This is a genomic window from Parasphingorhabdus sp., assembly GCF_041748495.1.
In the GTDB taxonomy this organism is placed as follows: domain Bacteria; phylum Pseudomonadota; class Alphaproteobacteria; order Sphingomonadales; family Sphingomonadaceae; genus Parasphingorhabdus.
On sequence record NZ_JBGTDD010000119.1, the window covers coordinates 1 to 11,969 of the forward strand.

The 11,969-nt window shown below is 58.1% G+C and carries 14 protein-coding genes; 5 read left to right on the forward strand and 9 right to left on the reverse strand.

Features of this window, described 5'->3' with window-relative positions; all coding sequences use genetic code 11:
* From ACEW8J_RS10705 to ACEW8J_RS10715, 3 genes are all read left to right on the forward strand, one after another.
* Positions 1 to 721: YgcG family protein (locus ACEW8J_RS10705; protein ID WP_373491629.1), on the forward strand; the 721-nt coding region annotated here is incomplete at its 5' end.
* Complete coding sequence (locus ACEW8J_RS10710; protein WP_373491630.1) at positions 721 to 1,398, forward strand: TPM domain-containing protein; 678 nt, start codon at positions 721 to 723, stop codon at positions 1,396 to 1,398. The genes ACEW8J_RS10705 and ACEW8J_RS10710, both read left to right, overlap by 1 nt.
* A gap of 29 nt (positions 1,399 to 1,427) precedes the next feature.
* Positions 1,428 to 1,919, forward strand: coding sequence for an NUDIX hydrolase (locus ACEW8J_RS10715; protein WP_373491642.1), 492 nt, complete (start codon positions 1,428 to 1,430; stop codon positions 1,917 to 1,919).
* 39 nt (positions 1,920 to 1,958) lie between these two features.
* On the opposite strand, the gene ACEW8J_RS10720 is transcribed toward ACEW8J_RS10715, so the two are convergent.
* Complete coding sequence (locus tag ACEW8J_RS10720) at positions 1,959 to 2,237, reverse strand: ETC complex I subunit (protein ID WP_373491631.1); 279 nt, start codon at positions 2,235 to 2,237, stop codon at positions 1,959 to 1,961.
* Between the two features lie 24 nt (positions 2,238 to 2,261).
* Complete coding sequence (locus ACEW8J_RS10725) at positions 2,262 to 3,275, reverse strand: polyprenyl synthetase family protein (RefSeq protein WP_373491632.1); 1,014 nt, start codon at positions 3,273 to 3,275, stop codon at positions 2,262 to 2,264.
* Between the two features lie 116 nt (positions 3,276 to 3,391).
* Between ACEW8J_RS10725 and ACEW8J_RS10730 the strand changes: the two genes are divergently transcribed.
* A complete protein-coding gene (locus ACEW8J_RS10730; protein WP_373491633.1) occupies positions 3,392 to 3,673 on the forward strand; it encodes a chorismate mutase in 282 nt (93 codons plus the stop codon).
* A 15-nt stretch (positions 3,674 to 3,688) separates the two neighbouring features.
* On the opposite strand, the gene ACEW8J_RS10735 is transcribed toward ACEW8J_RS10730, so the two are convergent.
* The 6 genes from ACEW8J_RS10735 to ACEW8J_RS10760 form a co-directional block, all read right to left on the reverse strand.
* Complete coding sequence (locus ACEW8J_RS10735) at positions 3,689 to 4,873, reverse strand: FAD-dependent oxidoreductase (protein WP_373491634.1); 1,185 nt, start codon at positions 4,871 to 4,873, stop codon at positions 3,689 to 3,691.
* 35 nt (positions 4,874 to 4,908) lie between these two features.
* The gene (locus tag ACEW8J_RS10740) at positions 4,909 to 6,228 is read right to left on the reverse strand and encodes a sensor histidine kinase (RefSeq protein WP_373491635.1); all 1,320 of its coding nucleotides are present in this window, start codon (positions 6,226 to 6,228) and stop codon (positions 4,909 to 4,911) included.
* 95 nt (positions 6,229 to 6,323) lie between these two features.
* A complete protein-coding gene (locus tag ACEW8J_RS10745) occupies positions 6,324 to 6,989 on the reverse strand; it encodes a response regulator transcription factor (protein WP_373491636.1) in 666 nt (221 codons plus the stop codon).
* A 109-nt stretch (positions 6,990 to 7,098) separates the two neighbouring features.
* On the reverse strand, positions 7,099 to 7,410 hold the full coding sequence (locus ACEW8J_RS10750) for a hypothetical protein (protein WP_373491637.1): 312 nt from the start codon (positions 7,408 to 7,410) through the stop codon (positions 7,099 to 7,101).
* A 66-nt stretch (positions 7,411 to 7,476) separates the two neighbouring features.
* Entirely contained in the window at positions 7,477 to 8,193 is a 717-nt protein-coding gene (locus ACEW8J_RS10755) for an SIMPL domain-containing protein (RefSeq protein ID WP_373491638.1), read from the reverse strand.
* Position 8,194: 1 nt separating this feature from the next.
* The gene (locus ACEW8J_RS10760; protein ID WP_373491639.1) at positions 8,195 to 9,067 is read right to left on the reverse strand and encodes an aminotransferase class IV; all 873 of its coding nucleotides are present in this window, start codon (positions 9,065 to 9,067) and stop codon (positions 8,195 to 8,197) included.
* Between the two features lie 127 nt (positions 9,068 to 9,194).
* Between ACEW8J_RS10760 and ACEW8J_RS10765 the strand changes: the two genes are divergently transcribed.
* Positions 9,195 to 11,009 (forward strand): ABC-F family ATP-binding cassette domain-containing protein, encoded by a 1,815-nt coding sequence (locus tag ACEW8J_RS10765; RefSeq protein ID WP_373491640.1) that lies wholly within the window; start codon positions 9,195 to 9,197, stop codon positions 11,007 to 11,009.
* On the opposite strand, the gene ACEW8J_RS10770 is transcribed toward ACEW8J_RS10765, so the two are convergent.
* Positions 11,010 to 11,408, reverse strand: a complete 399-nt coding sequence (locus ACEW8J_RS10770) for a DUF6456 domain-containing protein (RefSeq protein ID WP_373491641.1) — start codon at positions 11,406 to 11,408, stop codon at positions 11,010 to 11,012.
* Between the last annotated feature and the right edge of the window lie 561 nt (positions 11,409 to 11,969).

The window sequence follows — 11,969 nt, forward strand, 5'->3', positions numbered from 1 at the left end:
GGAACTCACCGGCCGCGTTGTCGATCAGGCGGGTCTGCTGGATCCCGTGCAAGAGGCGGAGCTCACGGCAAAGCTTGCTGCGCTCGAAACCCAGTCCAATCGCCAGCTTGTCGTGGCAACGGTCAACAGTCTCGAAGGCTATGATATTGCGGACTATGGCTATCAGCTGGGCCGGACCTGGGGCATTGGTCAGGACGGCGACGGCGAGAAGGAAAAGGATAACGGCCTGATCCTGCTGGTCGCGCCCAATGAACGCAAGGTGCGCGTCGAAGTCGGCTATGGCCTGGAGGGCATCATGACCGACGCGCTGTCGAGCATCATCATCCAGAATGATATCCTGCCCCAATTTCGCAATGACAATATGGCCGGCGGTATCATTGCCGGCGTGGATCGCATCGCATCGCAACTGGTCCTGCCCGAAGAGGAAGCGCGGCTGATTGCGCAGGACGCCGAACAGCAAGCCAGCGAAGGCGATGGCGAGAATATCGGTCTGATGATCTTCTGGGGCTTCATTCTGATTTTCTTCGTGATCATTCCGATGTTCTCCAACCGCGGCGGCAAGCGCTATCGCCGGGGCGCCGGACCGGTCGTCATCTGGGGTGGCGGGACAGGCTTTGGCGGTGGCAGCAGCGGAGGATTCGGCGGCGGCGGCTTTGGCGGAGGCGGCTTTGGTGGTGGCGGCGGCAGCTTTGGCGGCGGCGGCGCCTCGGGAGGCTGGTAATGGGCAAAGTGAACCAGTTCACCGCCGACGACCACAAGATCGTCACATCCGCCGTATCGCTGGCGGAAAAGGCGACCGATGGCGAAATCGTGACCATCGTGACGGGTCAATCCGATCATTATGGCGATGTCGCCTGGGCGCTGTCCGGTCTGGTCGCGCTGACCGCATTACTCGTGGTCAGCCTGTTTCCGGAAATCTATCTGAACATGATCGACTGGTTCGCCGGAGGCTGGAGCGGCGTGACCGCCCTGCCCTATTGGGCGTTATTTGTTTTTGCCGCGATGAAATTTTTCGGAACCCGGCTGATCCTGATCTGGAAGCCGTTGCTCTTCCTGCTCATTCCGTCACCAATCAAAAAGGCGCGTGTGCGCAGGCGGGCGGTAACCTTGTTCCGGGTTTCAACCGACCATCGGACGGTCGGACGCACTGGCATATTGCTCTATCTGTCGATGCGCGAGCATCGCGCGGAAATCGTCGCCGATGAGGCCATTGCCGCGAACGTCGAGCCGGCCGTGTGGGGCGATGCGATGATCGCCATGATCGACCTGGTGCGCGCCGGTACGCCGGGCGCGGGCATGGCCGAAGCGGTTCGGCAAATGGGACTGGTCCTGGCCGAGCATTTTCCCAAGACCGACCAGAATCCCAACGAACTGCCCGACCGGTTGATCGAACTTTGAGCGACGGCGACGACGACGCTGTCGAGGTCATGTGGGAAGGCCGCTTCGTCACGGCCAAGCGCCAGGGCAAATGGGAATATGTTTCACGCAGCCGCGGCATCAAGGCTGCGGTCATACTGGCGATTGACGCAGGACATGTGCTGCTGGTCGAGCAATATCGCGTGCCGCTCGGGAAAAACTGTATCGAACTGCCCGCCGGCCTGGTCGGCGACCATGACCACCTCGCCGATGAGGATAGCGCCATCGCCGCGATCCGGGAGCTGGAAGAAGAAACCGGCTATCGTGCAGCGAGTATTGAAAATTGCGGCGAATATTATTCATCCCCCGGGATGGTCTCTGAGAGCTTCTCTTTATTCCGGGCCAGCGGGCTGACCAAGGTCAGCGAAGGCGGCGGCGTCGAAGGAGAGAATATCATCGTCCATCGGGTCGCACTGGCGGATCTGGACGATTTCATCGCAAGCAAGCGCCAAGAAGGCGCCGGGATCGACGTGCGGTTGATGCTGTTTCTGCAAATGAGCTGAAAATATCGCCACGGCTCGACCGCCCGGGCCGATTCTCAGCTAGCGAAAATTATCCGCATAGGCCTGGATCTTGAGCGTTTTGTGCGGCGTGGCAATGACCGAATAGACAATCACATGTTTGTCGGCATATGCCTTCGCTGCATCGCAGGATTCAAAGTTCAGCCTGACCTGCCGCTGGGTATCGCCGGAGCCGGCCCAGCCGGTCAGCGGATCGGGCTTCCGCGCTTCCGCCGGTTCAAATTCCAGCACCCATTTATCGGTCAGGGCCCTGCCGGACTGCATTGCGTTTCTGGGAATTTGATAAATTCGTGCGGCCATTTTCTGTTCCTGTCCTGAACCGTCTCAATACGCGCGGGATATCGCGAATTCAACCGCTTCGGTCATCGCATCCTTTGCCTTTCCGGAGGCAAATATTCCCAGCGCATCGATCGCCCGCTGGCCATAATGCCGGGCCCGCGACATTGTATCGTCCATTGCGCCGGTCGAGCGCAGCAAGCCGATGGCCCGGTCAAGATCTTCATTCGAGGACTTGTGTCCAATGATCGCGTCTTTCCAGAATTTGCGATCCTCTTCGCTGCCCCGCGAATAAGCCAATATGACCGGCAAGGTCACCTTGCCTTCCCGGAAATCGTCGCCGGCATCCTTGCCCATGGTGTCGCGATCGGAAGAATAATCGATCGCGTCATCGACCAGCTGAAAGGCAATGCCCAGATTGCGGCCGTAGCTGTCCAGCGCCAGTTCGATTTCCTCATCGCATTCCGCAACCACCGCCGAAATCCGGCTGGCTGCGGCGAACAGGGCCGCCGTCTTGGCGCCAATGATATTGAGATAGCGGTCTTCGCTGGTGTCAATCTTGCGCTGGGCGGTAAGCTGGTTGACCTCGCCCTCGGCAATCACCGCCGAGGCATTGGACAGAATCTTCAATACTTTCAGCGAGCCATCCTCGACCATCAGTTCGAATGACCGGCTGAACAGAAAATCGCCGACCAGCACGGTGGCCGGATTGCCAAAGATAAGATTGGCCGCAGTTTTTCCGCGCCGCAAATCCGAACCATCGACAACATCATCGTGCAACAGCGTCGCGGTGTGGATAAATTCGACCGCCGCCGCCAGCTTGAAATGGCGATCGCCCGGATAGCCGATCAGCTTCGCTGCCGCCAGGGTCAGCATCGGCCGCATACGCTTGCCGCCGCCGGCAATCAGATGTCCGGCGAGTTCCGGAATCAGCGGTATTTCCGATTGCATCCGGTCCAGAATCACACTGTTGACCTGATTCATGTCGCTGGCGACCAGCGACATGATCGGTTCAAGCGAAGGCGCGGTGTCCCGCCCGATATGATGGACCGTTGCTGACATGTTGCACCGGATGTGGCAAGTCACTAGGGATAAGGCAAGTGAAATAAGGTCTCTTGCGATTGCGCCCCGCATAAGTAAGGCCAGATCAGGAACAGGCAGAAAGCGGACGGCAAATCATGGATGAAAAGCTGAAACAATATCGCGAAAGCATCAACAATATCGATGCCGCTCTGGTGTTCATGCTGGCCGAACGATTCAAGGTCACGCAAGCGGTCGGAGAGTATAAGGCCCGGAACAGCCTGCCACCCGCCGACAGCGCCCGCGAGCAGGAGCAGATCGCCCGGTTGCGGCAGCTCGCCAGCGACGCCAATCTCGACCCCGAATTTTCGGAAAAATTCCTGCGCTTCATCATCGATGAAGTGATTCGGCACCACGAGCGGATCAGGGAAGAGGGCTAGGCCGATTGGGGGCAGTCATCGAATCTTCAGGGCGAGGCTTCCGGAGACCGTTGAAGCGATAAACCTCCGGATGATCGGCAGTCGCGCAAAATGGTGGATGATCATGTCTCGGATCCACGGCTTGATCACGCCATCGGACTGATAAAGCGGCGTGAAGACGACGCTGAGCATCTGATACAGCCTGATATGCATTGCGCGAAGCTTTCGATATGCCCGGGTCGCCTCAGAAAGCGAACTGGATTGTTCAAGGGCCATGGCGAGCGCGGCAGCATCGATCAGGGCCATGTTCGCGCCTTGCCCCAGTTGGGGGCTGGTACAATGCCAGCTATCGCCCACATGGATGAGCCGGTCGATAGGTGAAGGTCTCCCCGTGCGATGGCCGTAAACGGCCATCGTCAATTCTTCCATGGATGTCAGCTGGGAGACAAAGGGTTTTGCTTCAGGCCAGAGACTGCAATAGCTTCTGCGGAATTCATCGATTCCCAATGACATAAATCTTTTTGCATTTTCAGGCTTCTCCGACCAGAAAATCGCCGCACCGGGCTTGCCTGTGGCAGGATTCAGGCCAACCGGCATGATACCCGCCATCTGACTGGCCCGATAATAGCGCTGGTCAAGCGCGTCCGGAACAATGGCATGTGTCTCCGGCATGTCGACGGTCGCCCAAAATGCGCCGTAATCGAGGCGCTTCACCTTGCCGTCTGCCAACGGACTGCGCGCGCCGCTGGCATCAATCAGCAGATCGAATGGAGCGCCGGCCGCTCCCCTTTCAAAGATGGGAGTGATAAGGCTGCCGCGCTCTTCGACGGAAACCAGCTTGCTGTTGACCACAATCGGCACACCCGCTTTCTCGACAGCTTGAAGCAGAACGGAGAACAGGCTGGCGCGGTGGATACCCAAGGCGGATGTGCCCTCCTTCGTATTGGAATATTGCATGTCCAGCGCCCGGCGATTCTGTTCCACGGAAATACCGTGCAGATGATATACGGGGCTGGCCAATGACCTTATGCTGTCGAGTAATCCCAACATTTCAAGAATGGCTTGGCCGGATGGCTGGATCAGTAATCCGGATCCGACCGGTAGCGGTTTGGAAAATTGCTCGAAGATAGTGACGTCATGGTCCTGGCGTTTCAGAAAAAGAGCCGCGGCCAATCCGCCCGGCCCGCAACCAACAATGGCTATGTTCAGCTTAGGAATCACGAAGGCTTTTGCCGGACGCGGTCAAGGGCAATATATCAAACAGATTGCGTTTCCGACTTCGGCAATCGCAACCGCACCAGCAATCCCCCGAGATCCTCGCTTTCTTCCAGCGACACCGACCCGTCATAAATTTCAGCCACGTCCCGGACAATCGCCAGACCAAGCCCGGTGCCCGGCTTGCCGCTATCCAGCCGTGCGCCGCGATCGAATATGCGTTGCCGGTCCTTCTCCGGAATTCCGCGCCCGTCATCCTCGATCTGCAGCTCGACGAAATCATCATCGCTGGCGACGGTGACAAACACGCTGCCGCCACCATATTTGGCAGCATTTTCGACGAGATTGCCGATCATTTCGTCGAGGTCCTGACGTTCGACCGATGCGACCGCATCCTGGTTACCATCAATGTCGATCCGGACATGTGGATAGAGCCGTCCGACCGCGCGTTCGACCGCTTGCAGGCTCTGCCAGACCTTGGCTCGGCTGTGCGCATGACCGCGCCTGCCAACGGCGCGCGCGCGCGCCAGATGATGGTCGACCTGCCGCCGCATCACCCCGGCTTCGCGGATCACCGTATCGGCGAGATCGTCCGCCTTGGCCGTAGCGCTGTTCATGATCACCGTCAGGGGGGTTTTCAGGGCATGGGCGAGATTGCCGGCGTGCCGCCTCGCCTCTTCGGCCTGCTTCTCATTATGGTCGAGCAAGGCGTTCAACTCGTCGACCATGGGTGTCACTTCATTCGGCATGGGTTCGATGACCCGGCGCTGCTGTCCGGTGCGCATCGCCGCGATGGCTATGCGAATCTTGCGCAGCGGCCACAGGCCGTACAGCGTCTGCAACGCCGCCATGCCGATCAGTCCGAGCGCCAATATCAGGAAGCTGTTGACCAGAATGGAGCGAATATTGGTGATCTGGGCATCCAGACCATCGCGGCTTTGGGCCACCTGAAACAGCCATTTGGTGCCAGAATCCGGGAGAATGATCGTCCGTTCGAGCACCCGCAATGGTTCGTCCTGAAACTGGCCGCTGTTATAGATATGGGTTTCACGATCATCATGGGTGATATCGGATTTCAACGTGCGGTCCCACAGCGAGCGGGAGGGGAAATCATCATGGCCTTCGCCGCTGATCTGCCAGTAGAGCCCGCTATTGGGTTCCAGATAGCGCTGATCCCCCAGCGGACGGTTCAGGAACACCTCGCCATCCGGCCCAATCTCGGCCGAGGCGATCATCGCGGTCAGCACATATTCCAGCTGATTGTCGAAATTGCGCGTCACCGCATCGTTGAGCACCCGATCCAGCGCGAAACCGCCGCCGAACAGCAGGATGACGATCCAGGCGGCCGCAATCCCGATCATCCGCCGGCCGAGCGAGCCAGTGGTCTGTGTGCCTAGCCGGAAATGGGGTGTCGGTTCCTTCTCATCGACCGGAATATCTATCTGGCGGGATTCATTCAGGCTTCGGGATCCTCTAGACTATAGCCAAGCCCCCTTATCGTCGAAATGACGTCCGCTCCCAGTTTCTTGCGAATCCGGGTGACAAACACTTCGATCGTATTTGAATCGCGGTCGAAATCCTGGTCATAAATATGTTCGATCAGTTCGGTCCGGGACACCACTTTTCCCTTGTGATGCATCAGATAGGACAGCAGCTTATATTCCTGCGCCGTCAGCTTGACCGGACTGCCATCGAGCGTCACCTTGCCCGATCGGGTATCGAGGCGCACCAGTCCGGCGGTGAGTTCAGACGAGGCGTTGCCCGACGCGCGGCGAATGAGCGCCCGCAGCCGCGCGATCAGTTCTTCGGTCTGGAACGGTTTGGCGAGATAATCATCGGCACCGGCATCCAGTCCGGCGACCTTGTCCGACCAGCTGTCGCGGGCGGTCAGCACCAGCACCGGAAAATTGCGCTCTTCCTTGCGCCAGCGATCGAGAACGGTAAGACCGTCGATTTCCGGCAGGCCGAGATCCAGGATCACCGCGTCATAATCTTCGGTCGATCCCATGAAATGACCGTCCTCGCCGTCGGTCGACAGGTCGATGGCATAGCCATTGGCTTCCAGGGTTGATTTGAGCTGCTGTCCCAGCGTGGGTTCGTCTTCAACGATCAAGACGCGCATGCATGTCCTCCGAAATAATATTTATGTGGCACAGCCTATATCATCATCGCAAAAACGCACAATGAATTAGAAAACCCGGGATTTCGAATCCGGACAGAGCCGATTCTGGCTAGCGACTCTCGCGCAAAATGCTGCCCGTCCGGCCATCGACGTCGACAAATATCACCCGGCCGTCGCGGATGAATTTCAGCCGGTAAACCTGAGCATTGGGATCGAATTCGGGACCGATATATTCGCTGCCGGACATCCGGGGCAAGATCCGGTTCTCGATCGAACGAATGGATTTCACCTTGCCGGCCATCATCTGCGCCCGCGCCTCATTCTGCTCGGTGCGGCGATCCGCAGCCGACGCCATATTCGGAGCCATGGCCGTCAGGCCAAGCGTCAGAAGGGGAAAGAAGGTGAATTTTTTCATCATCATGGCCCCTTCTAGGCTTGGCGCTTTTAACATCAGGTGAATAGCAGGTTCAGGCTATAGTCCGCCATGCTAGCGAGTCATTTCATAGGTGATGTTCAGTGATACCACGGTCCCCACCTGCCCAGGAGCGACCGGCGGTGCAAAAGATTCCGCTGCATCGCTCTGCATCCGCATTTTCGGTTGTTCCGACTGGTGTGAAATGCCCTCGCTGATCGACAGCATCCGGACGCCGCTATAGCCTTCCGAGCGGGCATAGCTCATGGCCCGCGCCTTGCCATTGGCAAGCGCCCGCTCCCGCGCCACGTCCCTGACCTTGCTGTCATCGCTGATCGAAAAGGAAGGACCGTTCAAATTGGTCGCGCCGCTGGTGACCACGGCATCGAGAATTTCGCCAAGTCTGGAAATGTCGTTCACGGTCGCCGAAACCTGATTGGAAACCACGTAGCCGACGAAGCGGTTTTCCCGGCTCGGCTGGTCATATTCATAATCGGCGCGGAGATTGATGCCGGTGGTCTGGATGTCCTTTTCGGCAATGCCCAGCGATTTGAGCCGGTCAATCACCGTGCGCGCCTGCACCGAATTCTGGCGCAGTGCCTCGGTCGCGGTCTTCGCCTTGGTTTCCACACCGGTGCTGAACATCGCAGTGTCGGGTGCGCTGTCGACCTGTTCCGATACGCTAAGTTCGATCACCGGATTCTGCGCGACAATCTCGACATTGGCGGCTTGCGCGAAATTGGCAGGAATCAGGGTCAGGGCCGCACCGGCGAGCAAAATTGAAAATTTCATATCATTCTCCATTGATTTCAGTCTTTGTAGAATGGCCTGCCTGAACAGCAGCTATATAGTTTTGACGAATTTGGCCAGTGCGCTTGCCCGGTCGCCCATCGCCAATCCTGTGACCGTCAATCTCGACGACCGGCATCACCAGCAGGGTCGATGATGAAACAAAAGCCTCTGCCGCTGCTTTCGCTTCGTCGACCGAAAATGCCCGCTCCTCGACGGTTAGTCCCATGGATTTGGCCTGGGCCAGCGTTTCGATTCGGGTCACCCCGGGCAGGATGGCGCGATCGAGCTGATGCGAGATCAGGACACCGTCCTGACTGATAATATGCGCATTTTGCGACGTGCCTTCGGTGACCAGATCCTCCCGGGTCATCCAGACATCGTCGACGCCGGCCGCAACCGCCTCCATTTTCATCAGCGAGGCGTAGAGCAACTGGGTCGTCTTGATATCGCATCTCTGCCAGCGCAGATCGGGCCGGGTAATGATCCGCATGCCGCTGACAGCCATCGGGTTGGCGATCAGCGTCCGCTGCTGGGCAAAGGCAAATATCGTCGGGGCCGTGTCCGGTGCAGGCCAGCGATAGTCCCGCTCTTCCATCACGCCGCGTGATACTTGCAGATAGACCAGTCCTTCCTGCAGGTGATTGTCCGCCACCAGCCGCCGGCAAACGGCTGACCAGTCGGCAAAAGCACTGATGGAAAGTTCGCCGAGCGACCGTTCCAGACGCATGATGTGGCGTTCCATATCAATCAGCTGGCCGCCAATGACCGAAATCACTTCATAGACTGCGTCGGAAAACAGCAAGCCCCGATCAAATACGGAGATTTTGGCGGCTGACCTGGCAACATATTCGCCGTTCAGAAATATTATGTGCAAATCCGGTCCCTATCGCCAAATCGTCAGTTTCACGCCTAACAATCCGATAAGGCGCGGCAGGTCAATGGCCTTCGTCGAAAAGAGAAGGCTTGAGCCAAAGCCCGCTTGCCCCTAACGCCCGGGAACCATGTCACAGCCCCCCATTTTTTCCTACGAGAATCTCTCACTCCACCAGGGTGAAGGCTGGCTGTTCCAGGATCTCGACCTGCATGTCGGGCCGCGCGACCGGCTGGCGCTGATCGGCCGCAACGGCGCTGGCAAGACCACATTGCTGCGGTTGATCACCGACGAGATCGAAGCGGACAAGGGAAAGCGGGTTATCCAGCCGGGCGTCAACATCGTGATGCTGGAACAGGAGCCCGATTTCACGCCGTTTGAAACCTTGCGCGACTTTGCCGTTTCCGGAGCCGATGGACCGGCCCTGCACGAAGTGGAAGCCATTGCTGACCAGCTCGGCACGGACCTTTCCACCCGCGCCGACAAGGCAAGCGGCGGCGAAAAACGCCGCGCGGCGCTGTGCCGGGCATTGGCCTCGCAGCCGGATCTGCTGTTGCTCGACGAACCCACCAACCATCTTGACCTCGGCGCAATCGACTGGCTGGAAGAATGGCTTGGCCGCTACAAGGGCGCGTTCATCACGATCTCGCATGACCGGACCTTCCTGACCCGGCTGACCAGGCAGACCTTGTGGCTGGACCGCGGATCGCTGCGCCGGCTGGAAGTCGGTTTCGGCGGCTACGAGGCCTGGATGGAAAAAATCTATGCCGACGAAACCCGTTCAGCCGAGCGACTCGACGCCAGGCTGAAGCTCGAGGCGCACTGGCTGGAACGCGGCGTGACCGCGCGGCGCAAGCGCAACCAGGGCCGGCTCGAGAAGCTTTGGGAAATGCGGGCGCAACGCGCGGCGATGATCGGTCCGGCGGGGGCCGCCAAGCTTCAGGCCGAAAGTGATGACAGCCGAACCAAATCGGTGATAACGGCTACCGATATTTCCAAGTCCTATGGTGAAGGCGATGGCAAGCGTATCATCATCCGTGATTTCTCCCTGCGCATCCAGCGCGGCGACCGTATCGGGATCGTCGGGGCCAATGGCGCGGGCAAGACCACCCTGCTGAAAATGCTGACCGGCGAGCTGGAGCCGGATAGCGGCAGCGTCGCACTCGCCAAGACATTGAACGGGGTTTTCATCGACCAGCAACGCAGCCTGCTGACCCCGGACAAGCGGGTCCGCGACGTGCTTGCCGATGGCAGTGACTGGATCGACGTGCGCGGCACCAAGAAACATGTGCAGGGCTATCTGAAGGAATTTCTGTTCGCACCCACCCTGATCGACGCCCGGGTCGGAACATTGTCGGGCGGCGAACAATCCCGGCTGCTGCTCGCCCGCGAATTCGCCCGCATGTCAAACCTGCTGGTGCTCGACGAACCGACCAATGATCTCGATCTCGAAACACTGGACCTGCTGCAGGAAGTGATCGCCGATTATGAAGGCACCGTGCTGCTGGTCAGCCATGATCGCGATTTTCTGGACCGCACGGTGACGATCACGCTGGGGCTGGACGGCAGCGGCAAGGTGGATGTCATCGCCGGCGGCTATGCCGAATGGGAGGCCAAGCGCAAACAGGTTGAGAGCGATCAGAGGCCAACATCGAAATCAGCTTCATCCTCTGGGCCAACGACGTCCCGCTCCAGCAGCCCGAGCAAGAAGCTGAGCTACAAGGACCAGCGCGATTACGACCTGTTACCGGAGCGGATCGAGGCCATTGACCAGCGCATGGTCGAAATCGAGCAGGCACTGGCTGATCCGAATCTCTACACGCGCGATTTCGAGCGGTTTGATGCGCTGACCAAGGAGAATAGCGCGCTGATCGAAGAGAAAGACACAGCCGAAATGCGCTGGCTGGAACTGGCGGAAGAAGTCGAACGGCTGCTCCAGCCCTGATCAGCCCGGTAGGCGATAGTAGATTGCCAGCCGGTCCAGCGCGATTTTCAACACCAGCTTGCCGGAACGGGCGGGCCAGCCCAGATTTTTTTCGGCAAGCGGCGTGCCCTCTCCCCCGCAGATGATCCGCCAGGCAATATCCGACAGATCGCTACCCAGATAATCGATGGCATGGGCGAAGCGCTGCTTTGCGGCAAGCTGCGCTTCGGTTTCATGCAGCGCCGCCGCTGTGCGCCGCTTTCTTTTGGCAATTGGCGCTGCATCCCAGCGCATCGTGATCCGTGGCGCCAGATTGGCTCTTTCCCAATCGGCGCGGAGCTTTTCGCCCGCGTCAAACTGGCGGTCGGATAGATGTCCACGGGCGTGCAGCCAGCCCAATGGGGATTCCGACAGGTTCACCGTGATGCTGCGCGCTCGCCCTCCGTTCTGCCGACGGGGGGTATAGTGATATTGCCATTAACGCGATGATTTGACCACAACATCAACGGTCGTCATTTCTCTAGTTCTGCATTATCGAAGCTGGCGGTCTATAGAGCCGCCAAGCCTTGTTATTAGTTCGTTTCAGCTGGCGACAACTCGATTCCAAAGATTGTACCTAACATCATTGTAGAAAGGTAAACGATAAAAGCGATTATCCCAATTATGCCAGCGATCACGTAAACCAATAAAGATGCTATCAGCTCTAAAAATGTTTCGGGCCTAGAAAAATTATCGAAGACACTTTTAAAAGCCACTAACCCCGAGATTGATACAATTCAGGTATTCATCAAATTGCGATCAGGATATTTGATCTCACGGTCTGGTCGGTATTTAATTAAAATTGATTAAATTTTAGAGCAGAATTTAATATCTAAACGGATGATATTACTTCTTTCCGGTCGGTTTGCTAGGGTCAGGACTCATTGATCACAACCAGAAGATGACGGTCGCAGCAATACAGATGGCTGACAGGAAAGTGTG